The organism is Ignavibacteriota bacterium, assembly GCA_016716225.1.
GTDB lineage: Bacteria > Bacteroidota > Ignavibacteria > Ignavibacteriales > Melioribacteraceae.
In genome coordinates this window covers 3,957,117-3,980,941 of the sequence record JADJWT010000001.1, presented here as the reverse complement: position 1 = coordinate 3,980,941, position 23,825 = coordinate 3,957,117, and the positions used below count along the sequence as shown (strand labels likewise).

Here is a 23,825-nt window from a genome sequence, read left to right as displayed (position 1 = left end):
TTATCTCAACTTTGTAAAATTTAAGATTTTACTAATTCCATTATTTATTTGCAGTTTTTCTTCACTATAAAAAAAACTGCTTTTATATAACCCAAATAATGATATAATAATTACAATCGTTGCAAATGAATAGTAAATTAAATTAGAATAAAAACTCAAAATGTAGAAAATTGAAAATAAAATTACACCGAGAATAAAGATTACTGAGATTCTTTTATATTCAACCGAAACCGGAAATTCTTTATTCCCGAAATAAAATAAAGCAATGCCGGAAACAACTAGATAAAAACTTATCCCGAAAATTGTGCCGTAAGTTCCGTAGATTTTTGTTCCAAAGTAACAAATAATTATACTTAAAAAGGTTACAAGAAATGAAATGAATCCGGTTGTTTTAGTTTTATTTTTTAAGTGAATTTGTGATTGTCCAATATAATTTATCGCGGTAAAACCTAATCCCGGAAGTAAAAAGAAAACTAATGTATAAGCATCATTATAATTTCCGCTACCGATTAAATTCATCAAATACTTAAAAACAAAAAGTATTAAAATACTTACGACTAAATATGCAAAAGTGATGTAAGTTATTATTTTCGAAATAATATTTTTCAATTCTGGATTACTTTTATTATTGAAAACATAAGGTTCATATGCCAATTGAAACGGAGCAATAAGCACCATAATCCCAATTGTTGCTACTTTGTAAGCAACTGCAAGAACTGCAACTTCTTCCAAATTTCTAAAAGCACCTAAAAAATAATTTCCGGAAGTATTTACAAGTATTGTTCCCGATGTTGCTAATATTAGCGGATAACCGAATTTAAATAACATTTTTGTCGTATTCGTTTGAATTGAAATTCCGTCTTTTATGTAAATCCATATCAGAACAAATAACCAACTTATGCCGAATGAAAATATTTGTGAATATAAAACTCCGTTAATTCCCAAATTAGAATATTTCAAAATTAACCAAGTGGAAATAATTAAGATTATTGATGTAATTATACTAATCATCATATAATGATTGCCTTGATTCCTAGCTCTGAAATACGAAAGAATATTTAAACTTAATGTTCTAAAAATTCCCACTAGAATTGTAAGCAGAATTACATTTTCTAAAACTTCAATTTGAAATAATGCTGATAAAAATGTTTCCGGAATAAGTAATGAAATTCCGACTAATAAAATTCCCACAAAAGTATTTATAAAAACAGAACTTCCAATTAATTCATGCAATTTATTTTTGCTTTGATATTCGGCGAAAAATCTCATAAATGCAGAACGCATACCAACATCATTAATTGTAATAATTATTTCCGTGGTAAAAAGTAAAGTTGCAAGCAATCCGTATTCTTGTTTCGATAAATATTCAGTGTATAAAGGAATTAACAAAAAGGTAGTAAACCTTGTTGCGATAATTCCAATAGCATAATACATTGTATTTTTACTGAATGATTTAGATTTCATTTGATTATAATACTTAAACTTACTTAGTTGTTTTGTTGATTTAATTCAAAAACATGTAAATTATTATAAACTTTATTTTCAGAATCCTTTTTATTTTCAAAGCTGATTCTTCCGGCAAAAGTATAAAGTATCCAGCCATAATCATAAGAATTACTTACGAAATCTACTTTTAGTTTTTTGAATTTGCTAAATGAATTGATTTTAAAATAGTTTAATATTGAACCTAATTTATTACTTTTTATGGGAGTTACTTTGTTCCAAACCGAATTATTATTTTTATCAATAATTGTATTGTAAAGTTTTGGATTATCAAAAAGCCAATTTAAACTCTTAAAAATACTTGCTGAAAAATCTGTTTCACTTGCCATTTGAATTGAGAATAAAGCCATTGGCGCCAATGCAATTTGATGCACGGAATAAATAGGGAAATGATTAATTATTTCGCCGTTTTCTGAATTATATTGCCATTGCCATTCACCGTTTTCACCTTGATGCTCGCAAATTTTTTGTGCACATTCTTTCGCAATTAATAATGCTTCTTCGCTATGCATTTGTTGTGAGTAAAGAGATAAAGCGTATATCGCATAAATCTGATCGGCGAAAGTTCCAATATTTGCTCTTAATTTTCCTTCAATATTATTTTTATCTTCATGCTGGAAAATTCCATGTCCGTCATAATTTTTTCTTATTCTCTTAAAAACTTTGTTTGGTAAATTATCTATAGAATTTTTAAACTTTTCATTAAATGTTGATGCAAAAAGCAATCCCGTTAGAAACCATGAAAGCTCCATTGTATAACCAAGTTTTGCATCTTTGTAATTATTTAATGATTCGTTAAAATTAATTTTTGTTAAAAGTTGAGTTGAATTTGTAGGTGAAATTAAACTCACTGCCCATAATAATAATCCCAAATCTCCAATGCCGGAAAGACTTTCAGCTTTATCAATCTGAAATTTAAGAATCGCATTTAAATCAAGGTTTGTGTGATAACCATAATTCTTCGCTTTAAATAATCCTATTAAATTTATTAAAGTGTATCGTGAACTGGAATTTTCTATTGAGATAGAATTATTATGCAGTGATTTCATCATAGCAAATTCATTTCTGTTTGGAATAAACATTTCTTCCAAACTTGCAATGGAAATTTGAACTATTTCTGAAAGCAGATTATTGTACTTTGTGTTTTTTTGGAAATGATAATATTTGTTCATTATTCTCATCTATTGAAACAGTTTTAGTCTCACCAGTAATTTCTTCAATGAGATTTTCAAGATCATTTACAATTGAATGTAACGCAAGAGAATTAATATTTTCCGGTTTATTTGGTCTAATTCTTTTTTTCAATCTTATTTTTGCTTTTACATCATCTTTATTTTCAATTAAAGTAAGTCTTCCGTTTTTGGCTAGATAATTATCAACGTCTCCAATTTTCCCTCTGAAAATGCTATAAACCGGAACACCCAAAGCTGCTGCTTCACGATTCATTGTTCCGCCGCCGCTTATTACTAAATCGGAATACCACATTAAATTTAATGCATCAACAACATCATCCGGAATAATTAATTTTGACGAACCAAAATGTTCTGCATATTGATTTTTAATTAAATCTTTCTGCTTATCATCCCTTGGTAAAATTATTGTCTGAACATTACCAACATTTACAAGTAAATCAATTACCTCGTTAAAAAGTTTATCGCTTTCCGGATTGTGATAATGTGCTTCATGTGCCGGAGGACGTAAAATTACTGTAATTGTATTTGAGTTGAATCTAAAATATCTTTTTATTGATTCATCTGGTTTGAAACCCGGTACATAAATATCTTCTTTTATTCCGGGATAAGTTTTAACACTTAATTTAAATTTTTCTAAACGTTCTTTTGAAATTATATTCGGGAAAAACATTGCTTTCGGATTTACGAATGGAAGTGTTTGAACAAATTCATAATCTAAGAAAATAACAATTGGAATTTTAAAAAGATGTGCAGCTAACATTTGTGAGCGTGAACCATGTGAAATTGCAATTGTTGGTTTTTTCTTAAGAATAAATGGAATGAGCTGAAGCGATCTATAAATTAAACCAATAACTTTTATAAATTTATTTTTCCCATGATGCTTGCCGATATCTGTAAAATCAAGGCCGTAAAGCTGCGCAAGCTCAACTGTTTGAGAATAATTTCTTGCTGAAATTCTTACAGTATAACCTTCTTCTTGAAGTTTGGAAATAATTGGTGCAAAAAAAGGAACGTGTGGCGAATTATCTAAATCAATCCAAACTACTTTTTCCGTATTTTCATTATATGAGTATTTTTTGTTCATTTTATTCAGCAGTTATTACTTTCAAATAAGTTGTTTTTAAATTTAAATGATGCGATCTATATCACTTTTCCCATTTAAATAATGTTACAGATTCATTTTCATAAATTTTCTTTACAGTTCCAGTAGTAATTTCTTTAATGGGATTGTATTCTTCAATCTGCAATCCATCCAATTTTAGTTTACTTAGAGCCACTCTTAAAGGAATTTTCTTTGCACTCGCGATTATTAATTCTTCTTTTTTTGTTTTTTCGATATCGCAATTTTTTGGACATGATTTTTCTATGTAGAAATTTTTAAGTGCATTTAAATTGCTGCCGTCTCTACCTTTAATTACACTAACTCCAACACTCCACGGACCAATAACGGTAAGGTTATTTAGATCATTAATCCTTAACCATTTACCAGCATCTTCCCGCTCTTTTCCAACCACAACATTTGTACGAATCCATAATGTGTATGACAATGATACTGCAATTATTAAAGCCAAACCAAAATAATATTTGTTAATTTTTACGCTTGATATGTAATAACCAAGCGGGAAAGCAAGCGCCCAAAAAACCGGGAGTTGAAAACTTCCTAATTCAATAAAAAAAGTTGCTCCGGCAAATATTAATAAAATTTGTGGAATTGTTGCTAAAATTAGTGTAAGCGAAATTTTACGGATATCTTTTAAGGTAAATATCATTCCTTTAATTAAATGATATAAGAAGAAATTGAAATTCAGAATAATGAAAAATACAAATGCAATGAAACGATAAGATACACCTCTTCCTTCCGGTTCTGTTGAAAGCGGATTAAGAAGATCCATTAAATTTGCGCCAATTAATACATAAACAATACCATAAATGATTAAAGCTAACGTACCAACAATAATTGATTTTTGAATTATTTTTTTATCAAAACCTTTAAGAAAAATTAATCCAAACGCCAATCCTGATAGTGGCGAAACTAAATTTGAATATGCAAAAAACAAAGACGAAAGTAGAATATGATCTTTTATAAATGCGAATACAAAAAGTAAAATAAATAAAAACTGAAGTGCGTAAACTTCTCCAATTACAGACTGTTCCCAAAAACTTGGAATTAAACCAACAACAATTGCAATTGTAATAGATTTCTTTTTGTTAAAACCTAATGTGAGCCAAATTAAAAAAGTAAAAACTACGATTAATGCACCGCTTATTGATGAGATAAAACCTGAAGTCCAAATTGTTGCAGAATAATCAAGCGGAACAATTTGATAAACTAACCATAAAATTATTGTATGACCCAAATGATAATTGGGTAAAGCATTTCCGCTTAGAAGTGTATTTTGCGGTAAATATGCAAAATCAGTAATTGGTTTTTCTGCTAATGATCTGATTGCAAAAACTATTACATCCGGTTTGGATGTATAATTTGGAATCTGTAATGCATAAAATAACAGAAACGAAATAAATAATAATATTGATATTTTTAATTTTTCGCTACTAAGCATTTTACCGATTTTCTTTTATGAATTACCGTAGTTATATCCATATTGATATTTCAAACTGCTGTCTTTCACTTCGCAATCATTTACTAATGTGCCCAAGAAATTTAAATCTGCAGACTGAAGTTCACTGATTGCCCAACTTATGCTTTCTTTTTCAGTTTGTCCGGATCTAATTACCAAAACTGTATCTTTCACAATTCTTCCAAGCGAAAGTGCATCTGAAAGTCTTGCAATTGGCGGAGTATCAAGTATTACAAAATCGTAAGAATCTAAATTGTTCAATAGTTTTTTCATTCTTTCCGAAGCAAGAATTTCACCGGAAATATTTGAGAAAACTCCAGTTGGTAAAACATCAATATTCATTAGCAGATTTGAATTTGTTGTTAATTTTATCGGTTTATAAATATTTGGTGTTTCCGTTTTTTCTGTTAAATAATCAACCAATCCCGAAGAGAATTTTGGCAGACTAAATAAATTGGCGATACTCGGTTTTTTAATATCACAATCAATCAATAAAACTTTCTTCCCAGATTGAGCAATTGTAATAGCTAAATTAGCGGAAGCAGTTGTTTTTCCGGCATTTTCTTCACAACTTGTAATCATAACTTTTTTAGGCTGACCGGAAATTTTTGCACTTAATTTAGTTTCTAATGTTCTGTACGCTTCCTTAAATCTGAACTTTTCATCCATCATGCTTACAAATTTATCGCTTACTTTGTCGGTGCTTAAAACGAGATTTTTTAAATCTTTATCATATGGCGGAATTACACTTAAAATTGGAAAATTATATTCTCTTTCAATATCCGCTATACTGCTGATTTTTTTATCATTATAATGGAAAACAAGCGCACCAATTAAACCAAGCAATAAACCGAACATACTTGCCAATGCTAAATTCAATTTTTTATTTGGAGAAATTGGTTTTATAGGCTCAATTGCTTTATCAAGAATTACAATATCCTGAAGTTTAGAAAGCTCTGCAACTCTCATTTCTTCGCGTTTTTCAAGAAGCAAATTGTACATTTTTTCATAAGCTTCTTTTTGTCGTAATAAACCAGCTAACGTACTTTCTTGTTCGGGTAATTTTTCCAAATCAATAGAATATTTGGAAATTAAACTATTAATATTTTCTAATTTATTTTTCTGTGAATTTGATATAATCTTTAATGCTGTTAAAGTGTTATGATTATATTTCGTTAATTCACTTTTAATTCTGCTTATTTGTTCATCAAGCAAAATTACATCCGGATGAAGTTCTGTTCTTCTTTGCAAGAGTTCAAGACGTTGCAATTCAGTATTTGTTAGTTCTTTCATCAAACTTAAAAACGGTGTATCATAAGATGTATATTGTTCCGGAGTTAAATAGGTTTGGTCAACATATCCTTCGGCTTCAATTTGTTTTTCAATATCTCTGAATTTATTTTTATTTACTCCAAGATCAAGTTCAGCTTTAAGTTTTTCTGATTCCAAATTGCTTAAAAATTCAACTAATTGTCTGGACTGTTCATCAATTTGTGCAATTTTTTCTTTCGATTTGAAATTACTCAATTCATTTTCCGCATTTTCCAAATTGTGTGCAACATCTTTTAATCTGTCATCAATAAAAGTAAAAGAATGTTTTACATTATCTTTTTGAAGTTCAACTCTGCTTTGTTTGTATTCTTCTGCAAGAACATTTGCAATTTCTTTTGTGGTAAATGAATAATTTGATTTGGTAATTAGTTCAAAAATATTTGTCTTAATTTTCTTTTCGGTAGATATATTTTGATATAAATCTTCAAGAACTTCATTGTAATCTAAAGTTGAAAAATGAATTTCACATCCGGCAGTATTTTTCCCCCAATCAATGTTAATATTCCATTCGGAGTGAGGAAGGTTAGAATATTTTTTCCCGTCTGAACTTACACTTTCTCTGTATTTATTCAATACATCAAAATTATTATTCTTCTTTGCAAGAATCGTGAATTCATCCTCATGGGTTCTCAATCCAATATTTAATTCATTGATTTTTGGGAAAGAAGTGGGATATTCATTTAACGAATAATTTTGTTTGTATTCTGTTAAAGGAAGATCAATAATTGTTACATTTCCATCCGGTTCAACAATTTTCGTAATTAATATATTTAAAGAAAGTTTTTCAATAACCGAATTAAGAACTTGTCGAGTTTGAACCAACTGCATTTCTGTTTCAAGCTCATCTTGTGTTCTTCCGCTTAAAATTGTTTTAATAACGTCATTGTTATTTTGATCCGCAAGAATTTCCTTTTTAAGCAAAACCGAACTTTGGTAAACCGGATCTTTGAAAGTGTTGTAAATTATAGCTGCAAGTAAAGACAGCAAAATAAAGGAAAGTATAATCCACTTTCTCTGCATAAAAATTCTAAAAATTTCTTTAAGTGAAATCTCGGATTTTTTAATGTATTTATTTCGGCTCATTTTATAACCCTTATGCTCTAAATTTTATCGTGTGAATAAACTTGCAATTGCTGCTAAAACTGCAACGCCGGAAATTATAACAGAAGCATCTCTCACTCCAACCAACCATTTTCTTGGAACATAAACTTTGTCACCGGATTCCAAACCAATATCTGCTAAATTATTTTTCCCTTCCAAGAATTTTTCCAAATCAATTTCTATTTGAGAATCATTTCTTATTATCGACAATTCATCAATATTTGAATCACTAGTTTCGCCGCCGGCTAAAGAAAGCAAATCAGAGATTGTTTCAAATCCGGTTAAATAATAAACTCCCGGTTTACCAACTTCGCCAAGAATATCAACTCTGTGAAGCGGTTGAATACTTAATTCGGGGTTTTTATAAATTTCGGAATATTTATTAATAATTTCAGTTCTTAAATCGTTAAATTCACAATCAACGGAATTTATTAAACCCAAATAGGGAAGATGAATTTTTCCGTTATCTTGAATGAAATAATCGCCGGAAATTTGTTCTGAGATGTTATAAAAATTTACTCTAATTCCATCACCGGGTTTTAGATTTTGTCCCAGAATGTTTAACGATAATATCATTAAAAACATTGCAATTTTAAACTTTTTCATAAATCACTTCTATGTTTATTTGAAATTTCACGATTTAAGTCTTAAACAGAATTACAATCTCAAATAAATATAAATTTTATTATTTAATTGTGATTTGGGACAAAGGATTTTTTTGATTTAAAGTAAAGTGATACAATAATTTATAAATCAGAAAAAATTGCTAATTATTATCGAGTTTTTTCAGCAGCTCTAAAACATTTTCTACCAAACCGGTACTTGCATTCCAAGATGTTATATTTGGATATACTTGTGCCGAAGTTGCTAATAAAATGTTGGTCCCTTTTAAGTGAAGATCCGGTTTTATTTTTGAATACCCCAATGGATAAATCGGTTCAACAAACGGAGCTTTAAATATTTTTATATCTGCAATATCGTTTTCTGTAAAATTTAGATCGGGATAAAGATTTAACAATTGTTTTTTCCATCTTTCAGCAATTGAATTTTCATCTTCTTTGAACAAATCGGAATTTCTGCTGCAGTATTTCATTACATAAACCATATTGTAATTTCCATACTGAGATTTTTCAACTAATTCGGTCATCTCTACTACACCATCAAATTCGGTTTTAGAGTTTACAACTGGAGTCCAATAAAAATTATCCAAAGGTCTTTTTAAGAAAAACATTGCATTTACAACACCTTGATATGTAAGATTTGGATCGAAAAATTTCGTATTCAAATTAGTATTTTTAACCAAATCTACAAACTGTGGAATTGGAATTGTGGAAATAACCCAATCAGCATTTATTGTTTCATTTTCTAAAACTACATCAACACTATTTTCTTTTTGCATTAAATTTTTAACTGGTGAATTTGTTAAAATTTTTCCGCCATTTGATAAAATATTTTTTTCAACTGCATCAATAAATCCTTTTAGCCCGCACTTTAAATATCCACGGGTAGCAACATTTTTTTCTCTTCCTAATCTCTGCCAAATATATAATGATGGAAGATTTCCGGAATGATCTCCAAACTTTGAAAGGAATAATTGTTTTAATAGTTTATTCCAAACATTTGCACCATATAAACCTTTAAACCATTTTTCAATAGGTAGATTATCTAAATCTTTTCCTTTACCCAAGTAACGAAGTGAAAGGCTTACAACACCGAATCTTAATCTTTCAAAAAAACTAATTGGAGAAAATTTCAGCAAATCCAAAGGTGTGTTGAATGAATATCTTTTTCCGTCAACAATAAATCCCATTCTTGTTGGCTTCCAATATAGCTGATCTGTAATTCCAACATCATCAATTAATTTTAAAAGTGGACCATCGGAAGGCATTTGGCAATGATAAAATTTATCAATCCAATTTCCGTTATGATTGAAAAAAGTTCCCAATCCGCCAAGCTGTTCGTTTGATTCTATAAGTGTAACTTTATAACCTTCTTTTGCTAACTTTTGCGCAGAAGCTAATCCGGCAATTCCACCGCCAATAACTACAATATTTTTCATAAGTTATATTCTTCTCGGACTTGGTGAAACTCTATCTCTAATTCCCAGCTTGAAATACTGCATAATTGTTTTGAACAATTTTAATTTACTTGCGCCAAGTTTTCTATCATATCTTAAGAAGAAGGGAATTTCGATAATTTTAGGCGACCAATGTCGAAGTTTTAAAAGAAGTTCAACCATACATGCAAAACCTTGTTCGTGTACTAAAGTTTCACCAAAATGGTAAGAAGCTTTTTGAAGCATACTAACTCTGTAAGCTCTGTAACCGCTTGTAAAATCATTTATATCATTCAAAGGAAGAATTGTTTTAAATACAAAACTTGCACCGCGTGAAAGAAATCTTCTGAATATTGGAGCACTTTCATCATTACCGCCGTTAACAAATCTTGAAGCAATAACAATATCTGCACCGGCTTCAATTTTTTCTATCATTTGATCCATTAAATTAACATCATGAGTATCATCGGCATCCATAATAATTATTATATCATTTATTGTTGCTTGAGATAAGGCTTCTTTAATTCCGGTTTGAACTGCTTGTCCCAAACCCATGTTTTTTTCATGATTTACCAATGTAAGATTTAGATTTTCAGCAGCTTTAATTGTTACATCAGCGGTTTTATCTTTTGAGCCATCGTTAACAACAACCACTTTTATTTTTGCAGAGTATTTTGAATTAATTTCCGAAATTCTTTTTAGAAGATTTGGTAAAGATTCTTCTTCATTGTAAGCCGGTAGAACAAAATAAACATTTTCAACTTTTTGAAGTGTTGAAGCTTGTTCAAAATTTAATGAATTTACTGCCGAAACAGTTTTCTGATTTATCATAGCATTTAAAAAAAGATTTCGACTTAAAGTTTTTGTTACAACCATTTTTTATCCTTCCAAATTTCTTAAACTTTTAAGCAAATGTATAGAAGTATTTTAAGTTTTTTGTGACTTAAAGCAATTCTTTGGAAATAATTCTTTCATTAAATATTTCAAAACACCTTTTGTTTCTAAAAGTTTTTCAAAGTGCCTAAATCAGTAAATTCTGCAAAATTAAATTAGTAATGCTTCTCATCACTCAAATCGTTAGTTAATAAATTGAAATTCAAAGAGAATTCAATAGATTCAAATTTTCTTGCAAATAATATTTTGAGAAATTCAGATGATTCAATTTAATTAAGGTAAGTTTCATTTATAAATTATTATGGTTAAATTTCAGCCTAATTTTTAGTGTTAAAAGTATTTTCTGTTTTGATAAATTAACGTGAATTACAAAATAGAATTTTAATTCAAATAGATTATCCGAAATTTGAATCAGAAATAAACATCTAAATTTAATATAAAATTTAACTTGTTAAGAATAATCAACAGAATTAAAAAACATTTTAAGAGTTTATTATGAAAGTCCCATTGTTAGATCTTAAAGCACAGTATCAATCATTAAAGAAAGAATTGGATGAAGCAATATTAAAAGTTGCAGAATCACAATATTTTATATTGGGTCCTGAAGTTCAAAAACTTGAAGAATCTACATGTAAATATTTAGGCGTTAAAAGGGCAATCGGCGTATCATCCGGAACAGACGCTCTTTTAATAGCACTTATGGCAATTGATATTTTGCCCGGAGATGAAGTTATTGTTCCAACATATTCATTTTTTGCAACAGCCGGAGTAGTTTCAAGATTAAATGCAATTCCGGTATTTGTAGATAGTGATCCGGTAACTTTTAACATTGATTCAAATAAAATAGTTGAAAAAATTACAAATAAAACAAAAGCAATAATTCCGGTTCATTTGTATGGACAAAGTGGAGATATGGATCCGATAATGAAAATTGCTAAAAACTATAATCTTAAAGTTATTGAAGACGGTGCACAAGCAATATCAACACAGTACAAAGATGGAAAATGCGTTGGTACAATTGGTGATATCGGATGTTATTCTTATTTTCCGAGTAAAAACTTGGGATGTTTTGGTGATGGAGGAATGGTTGTTACAAATAATGAAGAACTTGCGGACAAAATAAAAATCTTAAGAGTTCACGGCGGAGAACCAAAATATTATCACAGTGTTATTGGCGGAAATTTTAGAATTGATGCAATTCAAGCAGCAGTTTTGAATGTAAAACTTCCTCATTTGGATTCATGGTCTGAGAAAAGAAGAAAAAATGCAGAATTGTATAATTCACTATTTAAAACATTCGGACTTTCAGAAGAAGAAGGCAAAATAGAATTTGATTCAAAAAATAAAGTTTTACTTCCAAAAGCAATATATAAGAATTCAGAATTCGGAATTCAGAATTCTGAATTGAAAAACTACCATATTTACAATCAGTATATCATTAGAGTTGAGAAACGAGATGCAATGAGAAATTTCTTAACGGAAAATGGAATAGCAACAGAGATTTATTATCCGGTTCCATTCCATAAACAAGAATGTTTCCAAGATGTTATGAAAAGTTCGAAATTTAAAAATCAAACTTTCCCGGTTGCAGATTTTGCTGCAGATAACTCAATTGCATTACCAATTTATCCGGAATTAACAGAAGAGCAAATTACTTATGTAGTTGACAAAATAAATGAATTTACAAAATCACTTAATTAGTGAAAAATTAAATGTAAAATTTCGAAAGTAGTTTTGTGTTTTGAAATTTATTTTTTAATTCTTGTTAATTGGGATTTGATTCTTGTTATTTGCTATTTGCTTAAAGTTATTTGATTCTTATTATTTGTTTTTTATTGAATTGTTTTTTGTGCAACCAAAACTTTACTGGTAAATATGAAAATTTCTGTTGTATTTGGAACTCGACCGGAAGCTATTAAACTCATCCCGGTAATTCTTGAGCTTAAAAAAGATCGAACTTTCGAAATAAATATTTGTGTAACTGCTCAGCATAGACAAATGCTAGATCAAGTTCTGGAAATATTTAATATTATTCCCGATGTTGATTTGAATTTAATGCAGCCAAATCAGACTTTAAGCAAATTAACCGCAACAATAATTTCCTCTATAGATGAATATTTTAAAAATTACAAACCTGATATTGTTTTAGTTCAAGGCGATACAACAACTGTAATGGCTGTTTCTTTAGTTGCTTTTTATCATCAAGTGAAAGTGGGACATGTTGAAGCCGGATTAAGAACTTTCAAAAAATATTCACCGTTTCCCGAAGAAATGAACAGAGTTTTAACTTCAAGAATAGCAGAACTCCATTTTGCCCCAACACAAATTTCAAAAGAAAACTTGCTGAAGGAAGGAATTCCTGATGAAAAAATATTTATTACCGGAAATACGGTAATTGATGCTTTATTTCTTGCCACTGAAAAAGTAAAGGAAATAAATCCAATAGTGGAAGGTTTGGAAAATTATAATTTACAAAATCTTAAACCTTATGTATTGATTACAGGACACAGAAGAGAAAATTTCGGTCAAGGTTTTATTGATATTTGTGAATCAATTTCCGAACTGGCAGATAAATATTCCGAATATAATTTTATTTATCCGGTTCATTTGAATCCGAATGTGCAAGACCCGGTTAATAATATATTAGGCGGAAGAAAAAATATAATTCTGCTTAAACCGCAAACATATCTTCCTTTTATTTCTTTAATGATGAATGCAGAAATAATTTTAACCGATTCCGGTGGAGTTCAAGAAGAAGCACCAAGTTTAGGCAAACCGGTTTTAGTAATGCGTGAAAATACTGAAAGACCTGAAGCCGTTACTGCCGGAACCGTTAAACTTGTTGGAACAAATAAGGAAAAAATTATCGGAGAAGTTTCTATTTTAATTGATGATAAATCAGCATACGAAAAAATGGCAAATGCAGTAAATCCATACGGAGATGGTTTGGCAAGTAAAAGAATTGCGGAAATATTAAAAAATTAAAAGTTACCTTAAGAAATTTAGAATAAATGAAACAATTTTACTTGAATTAGTTTTTGAATATTTTAGAATTTTCTCTGTTTAATTCTGAATGATGTAAAAAATTGTATCTTAAACTAAATAGAGATTTATACTGTATTCAAAATTTAAATATTTATTTTTGTAAGTTTTATACTTAATTAAACAACTTGATTAGGACAAATTATGAAAAAAAGAATATTAATAACCGGTGGTGCTGGTTTTCTAGGAAGTCATTTAGCTGAAAGACTCGTAAAAGAAAAGCATGATGTAATTTGTGCTGATAATTTTTTTACCGGAAATAAAGAAAACATTGAACATTTATTAGATAATCCGTATTTCGAATTATTACGTCATGACGTAACCTTTCCACTTTATGTTGAAGTTGATGAAATATATAATTTAGCTTGCCCGGCTTCTCCAATTCATTATCAGTTTGATCCTATTCAAACCACAAAAACATCAGTTGTTGGTGCAATAAATATGCTCGGGTTAGCAAAAAGAACGAAGGCTAAAATTCTTCAGGCAAGCACTTCGGAAGTATACGGAGATCCGGATGTTCACCCTCAACCCGAAACATATAAAGGGCTTGTTAACCCAATTGGACCAAGAGCATGTTATGATGAAGGTAAACGCTGTGCTGAAACTTTGTTTTTTGATTATTACAGAATTTACAATTTGAATATTAAAGTGATGAGAATTTTTAATACGTACGGACCAAGAATGGATCCAAATGATGGCAGAGTTGTAAGTAATTTTATTGTTCAGGCATTAAAAGGTGAAGATATTACTATTTATGGTGACGGAAAACAAACAAGAAGTTTTTGTTATGTGGATGATTTAATTGAAGGAATGATTAGATTGATGAACAGCAGAGATGGTTTTACCGGACCAGTAAATATTGGCAATCCCGGAGAATTTACTATGCTTGAACTTGCAGAAAAAGTATTGCAGCTAACCAACTCTAAATCAAAAATAATATACAAACCTTTACCTCAAGATGATCCGATGCAAAGACAGCCGGATATTACTCTAGCTAAAAAAGAATTAAATTGGGAACCGAAAATAAAACTTGAAGATGGCTTGGTTAAAACAATAGAATATTTTGAAAAAATTGTAAAATAAATTTTTGTTATAAGGATTAAACAAAATTTATGAAAAACTTTGCGATGACCGGTGTTGCCGGATATATTGCTCCTCGGCATCTACAAGCTATAAAAGATACCGGTAATAATTTAATTGCCGCACTTGATCCGCATGATTCGGTTGGAATTCTCGATCGCTATTTTCCAAATGTTAGTTATTTTGCAGAGTTCGAAAGATTTGAACGACATATTGAAAGACTCAGAAGAAAATCTAAAGAAAGTGCCATTGATTATCTCACAATATGCTCTCCAAATTTTTTACATGATGCACATATCAGATTAGCTTTAAGATCAAATGCCGATGCAATCTGCGAGAAACCAATTGTTCTTAATCCTTGGAATTTAGATGCACTGGAAGAATTGGAAAGTGAAACCGGGAAAAAGATTTTTAATGTACTTCAACTTCGCGAACATCAAGCAATTATTGATCTTAAAAACAAAATTCAAAAAGAAAATAATAATTCAAAGTATAATATTGAATTATCATATATTACTTTCCGCGGACCTTGGTATGATTTTTCATGGAAAGGTGTTAAAGAAAAGTCCGGTGGAGTTGCAACAAATATCGGGGTTCACTTTTTTGATATGCTCGGCTGGATATTCGGTAAATTGCAGGCAAATAAAGTTTACTTAAATGAACAGAGAAAAGTAAGCGGTTTTTTGGAATTTGAAAAAGCAAATGTAAGCTGGTTTTTATCTCTTGATAATTCAGACTTACCGGAAAAAGTTAGAAATGAAAATAAAACTACTTTCAGATCTTTAACAATTGACGGAGAAGAATTTCATTTCAGCGATGGATTTACCGATTTACACACAAAGGTTTATCAATCAATTCTAAATGGAAATGGATTTGGATTAAATGATGCAAGACAATCAATCGAAATAGTACATCAGATAAGAAATGCGAAGATTGAAGAGAATCAAGAAAATCCGCATCCGATGTTAAGAAAGTGAAAAGTTAAAAGTCAAAGGTGAAAAGTCAATATTTGAGAGTTGTTGTTGCATGAGAAATTAAGAAAGATATAAAGAAATTAATAATTATGAATTAGGATTGATGAATTAATAAAATAAATTAAGAAAAAAAAGATTGAAAAAGGATAATCTCAGAGAACAAAAGTCATTTGCTTTTGCAATTAAAATAATTCAGTAATACAAATTATTGACAAATGAAAAAGAGTTTATTCTATCGAAACAATTACTCAGATCTGGAACAAGCATTGGTGCAAATGTAAATGAATCCATTTCAGCAGTCTCAAAAAAAGATTTCATAAATAAACTTTCTATATCATTAAAAGAAGCGAGAGAAACCCAATATTGGTTAAAATTATTAGAAGAAAGTAGGCTGACAAGAATTGATTTCAATCAAATTCTAATTGATGTTGATGAATTAAACAGAATTTTAACTTCAATAATTAAAAGTTCAAAACAAAATTTATAAAATCGCAATTCATGGCTTCTATTGTTTTTATAATTTTATATTACTTCATAATTCATAATTTATCGGGTAAGCATTATTCGTAAATATCTATTTCTTTTTGCTTTTTTTAATTCATAATTTTTAATTTATAATTCATAATTCATAATTATTTTTTAAGGTTTTCATGGACGCAAATAAATTATTTTACGTAGATAAGTATGCAGTTGTTGATGATAATGTGGAAATTGGCGAAGGGACAAAAATCTGGCATTTTTCTCATGTTCAGAGCGGTGCTAAAATTGGCAAGAAATGCGTGCTCGGTCAAAATGTAAATATTGCGAATAATGTAGTGATTGGTAATTTTGTAAAAATCCAAAATAATGTTTCGGTATATGAAGGAGTAACTTTAGAAGATTATGTTTTCTGCGGGCCATCAATGGTTTTCACAAATATTATAGATCCGAGAAGTAAATATCCTCAAGTTGGTGCAGAATATTACATCAAAACTTTGGTAAAAGAAGGAGCTTCATTAGGTGCAAATTCAACAATAGTATGCGGACATACAATCGGGAGATTTGCTTTCGTAGGCGCAGGTTCTGTGGTGACGAAAGATGTCCCGGATTTTGCTTTAGTCGTTGGTAATCCGGCAAGAATTGTCGGCTGGTACAGCGAAGCAGGGAAGAAATTAAAATTTGATCAAAATGGAATTGCACATTGTAAAAAATCCGGTAAAAGTTACAAATTGGAAAATAATATTGTTAAGGAAATTGAATAATATTGAATTATAAAATCAGAATTAAGAAATAGGAATTAATAATTCATAATTAATAATTCAGATAAATCAGAATTTATAATCAAAAGTGAGCCTCAATTAGTTAACTAACGGATCAACTTTAGGGAAAAAATAAACTATCAAGCAATAATTAAATAAACTAATATGAAAAAGAAAGTTTTTGTTTCCGGATGTTTTGATACTTTGCACAGCGGACACGTTGCTTTTTTTGAAGAAGCAGCTAAGTACGGCGATCTTTATGTGGGTATTGGATCGGATAAAACCATTTACAATCTTAAGGGAAGAAAAACAATATACAACGAGAATGAAAGACTTTATATGGTAAAGTCACTTAAAGTTGTAACAGATGCTTGGATAAACAACGGTGAGGGTATAATTGATTTTGATACAGATATTTTGCAACTCAATCCGGATATTTTATTTGTTAATGAAGACGGGCATTCTATTGAGAAAGAAAATTTTTGCAGAAAGCACGGATTTGAATATATTGTAAGTAAAAGAATTCCGCATCAAAATTTACCTGTTCGTTCTACAACATCAATCAGAAAAGTATGCAATATTCCTTATCGTATTGATTTAGCCGGCGGCTGGCTGGATCAACCATTTGTATCAAAATTCTATCCGGGTTCGGTTATCACAATTTCAATTGAACCGGAATATGAATTTAATCATAGAAGCGGAATGGCTACAAGTACACGCAACAGAGCAGTTGATTTATGGGAATACGAAATTCCAAAGGGGAATAAAGAACAATTAGCAAAAATACTTTTCTGTTATGAAAACCCGCCTGGTGAGCAATACATTAGCGGTTCGCAAGATGCAATTGGAATTGTAATTCCCGGGTTGAATAAATTGGAATATAAGTCAAATGATTATTGGCCGCATAAAATCACTTCCGAACAAAATATAGAAATATTGAGTTGGCTTGAAGAACATATAAGATTAATCAGCTTAAAGCCCCGTGAACAAAACTTTAATGTTTTTGAAAATACGGATATAAATTTTGAGAATGCTAAAGCTCTTTCTGTTGCCGCTGATAAATTATGGATTGCAGCACTTGATATGAATACCGAAATTTTTGGGAAAGCTTTCACTGAGTCTTTTAATGCCCAAATTAAAATGTTTCCTAATATGATTATTCCGGAAGTTTTGGAAGGAATTGAAAAAATTAAAGATAAAGCGTATGGCTGGAAATTAAGCGGTGCCGGCGGAGGTGGTTATATTGTTGCTTTTGTAAAAGATGAAATTCCTAATTCGTTAAAAATTAAAATTCGAAAAGAAATATTTTGAACCAAAAATCCAGTGTATAAGCTAACGGATCAGAAACCAGCAGACCGAATTTAGAAGAACTGGAGACGGGATGCCGGATGCATAGAAACAAATTCCAAATAGTAAATATCAAAATTCAAAAAATGCACAAATCCATTTCCGTAGAGACGTGAAGACGTTAAAACGTGGAAAGTGAAAAAGTAAAATAAGGCTTGGGCATTGAGTAACGAAGTGTACCGAAATGCCAAAGAACAAACGGAAGACAGAAGCCAGAATTCAGAATCTAGAATAACAAATCACAATTTGAACGTGAAGTTAAATCCATAAAAAAATTCATGGGCAACTTAGAGATTAAAAGCATTACCCAAATAATCTAGTTTATAAAACATATCGTTAAATGTAAAGAATTTACTTACTTGCGATTATGCTTTAAGGCAAAAATTAACGCTATTATTTTTGCTTAGAGGCAAAAATATTATTATCTTACTTCTAAAGTATTAGAGGGCATTTATGCAAATGCAAAGATACCTTACTTCCCAAATAATATCTGATTTAAAAGAAAAAATGGTATTCATTGGAGGTGCAAGGCAAGTTGGAAAAACCACTATTTCTAAAGAACTCGTAGCCGATAAATTTAATAATTCAACATACTTTAATTGGGATTATCAACCGGATAGAAAAAAAATTACTTCTTTCGAATTACCAGGAGAAAAAAGTTTATTAATTTTTGATGAAATACACAAATATTCAAAATGGAAAAACCTAATTAAAGGTATTTATGATACAAATAAAGAAAAATATGATATAATTGTTACCGGCAGCGCCAGATTAAATATATATAGGAAAGGCGGGGATTCGCTTCAAGGCAGATATCACTATTATACATTGCACCCTTTTTCTGTTGCTGAATTTGAAATAATACAAAATAAATTCATACCTTTTAATGAATTAGAATTTGATAGTCCATCACATGGTGAAGCATTGAATCTTCTCTACAAATTCGGCGGATTCCCGGAACCTTTGATGAAACAAAATGAAAGAACACTGCGAAGATGGCATAATGAAAAGTTAGAAAGGCTATTTAGAGAAGATATTCGCGATATCGAAAATATTCGTGACTTAACTAATATGAAACTTCTTGGAGATATTTTACCTTCAAAAGTTGCCAGTCCGCTATCCATAAATGCAATTAGAGGCGATCTTGAAATTAGTCATAGAGCTGCAACGAGTTGGTTAAATATTTTAGAATCGTTTTATTATCATTTTAGGATTTTTCCATTTAATTCAAAAGCAATCAGATCAATTAAAAAAGAACCAAAACTTTATTTAGTGGATTGGTCAGAAGTAGAAAATGAGGGAGCAAAATTCGAAAATTTAGTGGCTTCACATTTATTAAAATTCACTAATTATTTAAATGAATATGAAGGATATAAGTGTAGCTTAAATTATTTAAAAAATGTTGATAAAAAAGAGGTTGATTTTTTAGTGACGGTTGATAATAAACCATGGTTTGCAGTTGAAGTAAAATTAAGCGAAACTGAATTATCTCCTAATATTAATTACTTCAAGGAAAATTTAAATATTCCATTTATTTACCAAGTTATTAAAAAAGAAAATGTTGATATAATTAAAAATGGAACAAGAATAATTTCAGCAAGTAAATTTTTAAGTGGTTTGGTATAATTTAAAGTACTTTTAGGCGGGTTACAAAATTACAAGATTACAAAATTACAAGAACGCAAAATTGAAAAACAAAAAGTACTTGTCATTCTGAAACCTGTGCTGATGAAAATCAGTAAGTTTTTGTTCAGAAACTAAAGAAGGAGACAAAACCTAAAAGGACTGTCATTCTGAGGAGGTGTTTTTTACCAACGTAAGAATCTCAAAAAAATAGAAGCCAGAATGCTCAAGAAAAAATTATGAACTAAGAATTATCGATTTAAAAAATATACAAAGCCTAAAAAATAAATAATAAAGGGTCTGTCATTTTTAACTGCCGTTAGGCATCGCCGAACAAAACTGCAAAATCCTTTAACAACAATCCCGCTAAAACTAACGGGATTGTCTATTTAAAGCTACCCGCCGGAAATAGTATTTGAAAAGTGACCAATCTGATTATCATCTGATTTTGTAACTGCAATTAAGTAAAGTTTCTTTGAATTGTAGTTGGCAGCTAAAGCAGATTGAGTACCGTTCAAAGAATAAGTAAAATTAATTGCTTCATCAGTTACAAGTCCATGCTCACCAAATAATATTTTAATTAAAAAATAATCTTCAACCAAATTACTAGTTGGTGCAGATAAAAATAAGAATCCGTATAAAACTATTTTCGATTCAACTTCAAAATTAAAATCTGCTGCATTACCCAAAGCAGAAATTACAACATTAATACTGGAGTTATTTATTGTCAATGTTTCCGCCGAAATCGGAAATCCGAATTCCGGAGCAAGCATAACAATCTGAGATAATTGGTTTGACTGAACAAAAGGATAATTCTTTTGTACTGCATAATTATACGCAGAAAGTGAAGAACCCTTTTTTGCATTCCATATACTTCTCAAATCATCAATTCCAACTATTTCCTTTGCTAATTTGCAAGCCATTCTGAATTTCTCTCTTCTTTCAATTGAAGAAGGATCATTATTTACTCTTACATTAGATGGGCGCATCGATAAGTAATTATTTCCGTTTCTTATCCTTCCTACAAAATCACCCATTGTACCGCTTATTTTTCCGATTACTTTTTCTTTAATCTTTGCCATGATAAATTTTCCTTAAATTATTTATTTATAGAGCTGCTTAACCGGCTCAATAGAAATTATTTAAATTTCAAATCTGCGAAAACCCTAAAAAATCAATGTTTTATGCGGACTGTTATTATAAATTCATTACTTTTAAGCAAGCTCAATGCGACTCCAATTCTTTATTTAATGTACATTAAATTTTAATTCATGTTTTATTTACTGTAGAGACGTAAAATTTTACGTCTCCAATTTTATTAGGAGGCGCCCGACCGATGAAACGGCTGTGTATTGGACATATAGTATGTGTGAAGGCCGAATGAAGTATAAAAACAGTATGAAACACATATGAAATAAGTACTAAATGCATATGAAACCGATATGAAATGAGTATACAAATACTATAACTTCTTTGCTGAATTTTTCTTTCCCCAAATAAAACAATTAGTGTAAAAATCATATAAATACCATAAATTGTAAGCGTATAAGATTAATTACTCTTAATTTGAATGATTAATCCATTTATATTTTTTAAATTATATGTATAAGTTTTTGTCAATTTATTTTGGTATGGGAGTATTAATAATTATGAACCGGTCTATTAATGACTTATCGGAGAATAAGAATGGATGAATTTTTAGAAGAAATTAAGAAAAATATCGAAAACGGTAATTATAATCAGTGGGTTGTTTATGCGGATAAATTACTCAATTTAAAGGGAATGAAAAATCAACTTGATCCGGTAGAGTTAATTAATGAGATTATTACCAAGACAGCCTGTGGAATCAGAAAATATAAACCGGATATTAATATAAATGCTTTTATAAAAGAAACTGCAAAAAGTGAAGTTTCCAATTATTGTAAAAAGAAAAAAGAGTATATAATTTCAAATTATACAATAAATGAAGAGGAGGATTATGACGAAAACATATTAGATAATTATACAGGAGAATGCTATAAAGAACCTTTTACAGATACAGAAATAGAAGATTTCATCAACAAAGCTATAATAATACTAAAAGATGACGAAGAAGCATCAATCGTATTTCTTGAAATGCAGATTACAGTAAAAAGAAGCGAGCTTGCGGAGAATCTTGGACTAACAGTAATTGAAGTAACTAATATTCTAAAACGAATAAAACGTAAACTTAAACATTTACAATAGCAGAAAAAGAATAAGAAAAATAAAGGGCAGAGCCATGGTCTCTAAAAAGGGAGATTTACTCGAATTTTATCTTGATGATGAAGAGATGAATGAAGAGGAGGTAAATACCTATTTGTTTGATATAGGTAAGGATCCGGTTAAACTTAAAACCGAAGCATTAAAATTTGTAAAAAAGCTTGAAGCAGAAAATAAAATCAAGGAAGGGAAAATCTATTTATCAAATCTGAAGGAAGTATTAAATAAAATTTTGAAAGGTGAATTTCTGCAAGATTTTGATGATGGAATAAGAAGTAAAATACAATTTCAATTTAATAAACAGCATAATAATCAAGATGCAGATTTGGAAAGTTTACTTGATCAGCAGTCAAAACTTGAAATAATAAAATATCTAAAAAAACATAAGTCAAATGGAAGTAATAGCTAAAGCAAATGCAAGAAAACTTATTAGTGAATACTGCATAGAAAAACCGGAGGAACTGAATTTACTTAACATTCTTAGCGGCGAGCGGATACTTTTGGAAAGAAAGGAATTAAAAAATTCGCTTGCCAATATTGTATTTGATAATGAAGATGCAATAATAACAATCGGTAATAATTTTGCCGATGAAGGGCATGAAAATTTTGTAATTGCGCATGAGTTAGGTCATTTCCTTAACCAAAGGAATATTAAAGGCAATATAAACTGCAATACATTGAATTTAATAAATGTAAAGGCGGAAATTGATTTTGAATATTCAGCAAATGTATTTGCATCGGAATTGATTATGCACGAGCCATGGTTTATTGAATTTACAAAAGGTAAAAAATTAAGTTCGGATTTGTTAAGCAATATTGCAGAATATTTTAAAACTTCATTAAGTTCCGCCGCTATGAGATATGCGGAATTAGGAAAAACTCCAACTGCAATTGTATTCAGCAAAGACGGGATAATAAAATGGAGCAGAATAAATTCTTATTTTCCGTTTAAGTTCATCAAGGGCGGAATACAGGTTAACAACTTATCATACGCTAGCGAATTTTATAAGGGAAACAATTTGCCGGATAAAGAAGAGGTGATATTAGCCGATGCATGGTTCAAATATGATTATTATTTTAAAAAAGATTTCTTTTTAATGGAGCAGAATATTCCAATGCCCAACTATAATTCGGTACTTACAATTTTGTGGGAAAAGGCGTGAAGACGATGAAACGTTGAGACGTAAAGACGTTAAATCGTGAAGATGGGAAGGAGAAATTCGGTGGGGGTTCAATAGTCAATCAGTTGTTATTCAATTGTTATTCGGTGGTTGTTCAATTGTCATTCGGTGGTTGTTCAATTGTCATTCGGTGGTTATTCAGTTGTGATTCGGTTGTTATTCAGTTGTCATTCGGTTGTTATTCAGTTGTGATTCGGTTGTTATTCAGTTGTGATTCGGTTGTTATTCAGTTGCTGAGTTTTCGAAGTATGCCGAAATTTTGAATCAATATAGAATAGATAATTACTTTGTTTGTTTCGCTTTTCTCTTTTGCCTTTTCCCTTTTCCCTTATTTTTGACTACTGATTTTCAATTTCTTTATGCTTTCACTTTTCACCTTTCACTTTTTACTTTTTTTAGTTTCACCTTTCCTTCCTTTCCACGTCTCAACTTCTAAACGTT

General features: G+C 29.9%; 19 protein-coding genes and 1 pseudogene. 11 read left to right on the top strand and 9 right to left on the bottom strand.

Annotated elements, in window-relative coordinates; all coding sequences use genetic code 11:
* The 8 genes from IPM32_17110 to IPM32_17075 all read right to left on the bottom strand — a co-directional run bounded on the left by IPM32_17110 (position 1) and on the right by IPM32_17075 (position 10,595).
* Positions 1-1,464 carry an oligosaccharide flippase family protein gene (locus tag IPM32_17110; protein MBK8946968.1) on the bottom strand — a complete coding sequence of 488 codons (1,464 nt, stop codon included), beginning with the start codon at positions 1,462-1,464 and terminating at the stop codon, positions 1-3.
* Between the two features lie 23 nt (positions 1,465-1,487).
* Entirely contained in the window at positions 1,488-2,675 is a 1,188-nt protein-coding gene (locus IPM32_17105) for a hypothetical protein (protein ID MBK8946967.1), read from the bottom strand.
* Positions 2,632-3,780: a DUF354 domain-containing protein gene (locus IPM32_17100; protein MBK8946966.1), complete on the bottom strand. Its 1,149-nt coding sequence runs from the start codon at positions 3,778-3,780 to the stop codon at positions 2,632-2,634. The genes IPM32_17105 and IPM32_17100 overlap by 44 nt, the downstream gene beginning before the upstream one ends.
* A 61-nt stretch (positions 3,781-3,841) precedes the next feature.
* Complete coding sequence (locus IPM32_17095; GenBank protein ID MBK8946965.1) at positions 3,842-5,257, bottom strand: hypothetical protein; 1,416 nt, start codon at positions 5,255-5,257, stop codon at positions 3,842-3,844.
* Between the two features lie 15 nt (positions 5,258-5,272).
* The gene (locus IPM32_17090; GenBank protein MBK8946964.1) at positions 5,273-7,690 is read right to left on the bottom strand and encodes a polysaccharide biosynthesis tyrosine autokinase; all 2,418 of its coding nucleotides are present in this window, start codon (positions 7,688-7,690) and stop codon (positions 5,273-5,275) included.
* A gap of 24 nt (positions 7,691-7,714) precedes the next feature.
* The gene (locus IPM32_17085; GenBank protein MBK8946963.1) at positions 7,715-8,314 is read right to left on the bottom strand and encodes a polysaccharide biosynthesis/export family protein; all 600 of its coding nucleotides are present in this window, start codon (positions 8,312-8,314) and stop codon (positions 7,715-7,717) included.
* 160 nt (positions 8,315-8,474) lie between these two features.
* Positions 8,475-9,767, bottom strand: coding sequence for an FAD-dependent oxidoreductase (locus IPM32_17080; GenBank protein MBK8946962.1), 1,293 nt, complete (start codon positions 9,765-9,767; stop codon positions 8,475-8,477).
* Positions 9,768-9,770: 3 nt separating this feature from the next.
* Positions 9,771-10,595, bottom strand: a complete 825-nt coding sequence (locus IPM32_17075; protein ID MBK8946961.1) for a glycosyltransferase — start codon at positions 10,593-10,595, stop codon at positions 9,771-9,773.
* Between the two features lie 558 nt (positions 10,596-11,153).
* Between IPM32_17075 and IPM32_17070 the strand changes: the two genes are divergently transcribed.
* From IPM32_17070 to IPM32_17035, 8 genes and pseudogenes are all read left to right on the top strand, one after another.
* The gene (locus tag IPM32_17070) at positions 11,154-12,359 is read left to right on the top strand and encodes a DegT/DnrJ/EryC1/StrS family aminotransferase (protein ID MBK8946960.1); all 1,206 of its coding nucleotides are present in this window, start codon (positions 11,154-11,156) and stop codon (positions 12,357-12,359) included.
* A gap of 174 nt (positions 12,360-12,533) precedes the next feature.
* A complete protein-coding gene (gene wecB / locus IPM32_17065; protein ID MBK8946959.1) occupies positions 12,534-13,643 on the top strand; it encodes a UDP-N-acetylglucosamine 2-epimerase (non-hydrolyzing) in 1,110 nt (369 codons plus the stop codon).
* A 201-nt stretch (positions 13,644-13,844) separates the two neighbouring features.
* Complete coding sequence (locus tag IPM32_17060) at positions 13,845-14,783, top strand: SDR family oxidoreductase (GenBank protein MBK8946958.1); 939 nt, start codon at positions 13,845-13,847, stop codon at positions 14,781-14,783.
* A gap of 29 nt (positions 14,784-14,812) precedes the next feature.
* Complete coding sequence (locus tag IPM32_17055) at positions 14,813-15,757, top strand: Gfo/Idh/MocA family oxidoreductase (GenBank protein MBK8946957.1); 945 nt, start codon at positions 14,813-14,815, stop codon at positions 15,755-15,757.
* A gap of 133 nt (positions 15,758-15,890) precedes the next feature.
* A pseudogene (locus IPM32_17050) lies at positions 15,891-16,241 on the top strand (four helix bundle protein).
* A gap of 163 nt (positions 16,242-16,404) precedes the next feature.
* Complete coding sequence (locus tag IPM32_17045) at positions 16,405-16,995, top strand: N-acetyltransferase (protein ID MBK8946956.1); 591 nt, start codon at positions 16,405-16,407, stop codon at positions 16,993-16,995.
* Positions 16,996-17,157: 162 nt separating this feature from the next.
* Complete coding sequence (locus IPM32_17040) at positions 17,158-18,303, top strand: adenylyltransferase/cytidyltransferase family protein (GenBank protein MBK8946955.1); 1,146 nt, start codon at positions 17,158-17,160, stop codon at positions 18,301-18,303.
* 489 nt (positions 18,304-18,792) lie between these two features.
* Positions 18,793-19,965 (top strand): ATP-binding protein, encoded by a 1,173-nt coding sequence (locus IPM32_17035; GenBank protein ID MBK8946954.1) that lies wholly within the window; start codon positions 18,793-18,795, stop codon positions 19,963-19,965.
* Positions 19,966-20,357: 392 nt separating this feature from the next.
* Here IPM32_17035 and IPM32_17030 read toward each other — a convergent pair whose 3' ends face one another.
* Positions 20,358-21,044 carry a hypothetical protein gene (locus IPM32_17030; GenBank protein ID MBK8946953.1) on the bottom strand — a complete coding sequence of 229 codons (687 nt, stop codon included), beginning with the start codon at positions 21,042-21,044 and terminating at the stop codon, positions 20,358-20,360.
* Between the two features lie 604 nt (positions 21,045-21,648).
* On the opposite strand from IPM32_17030, the gene IPM32_17025 reads away from it, so the two are divergent.
* Genes IPM32_17025 through IPM32_17015 form a run of 3 tightly spaced genes read left to right on the top strand, consistent with a single transcriptional unit; the run spans position 21,649 to position 23,366 of the window.
* Positions 21,649-22,188 (top strand): sigma-70 family RNA polymerase sigma factor, encoded by a 540-nt coding sequence (locus IPM32_17025; protein ID MBK8946952.1) that lies wholly within the window; start codon positions 21,649-21,651, stop codon positions 22,186-22,188.
* A gap of 34 nt (positions 22,189-22,222) precedes the next feature.
* Positions 22,223-22,612 carry a hypothetical protein gene (locus tag IPM32_17020; protein MBK8946951.1) on the top strand — a complete coding sequence of 130 codons (390 nt, stop codon included), beginning with the start codon at positions 22,223-22,225 and terminating at the stop codon, positions 22,610-22,612.
* A complete protein-coding gene (locus tag IPM32_17015; protein MBK8946950.1) occupies positions 22,596-23,366 on the top strand; it encodes an ImmA/IrrE family metallo-endopeptidase in 771 nt (256 codons plus the stop codon). The genes IPM32_17020 and IPM32_17015 overlap by 17 nt, the downstream gene beginning before the upstream one ends.
* Positions 23,367-23,825 lie beyond the last annotated feature (459 nt).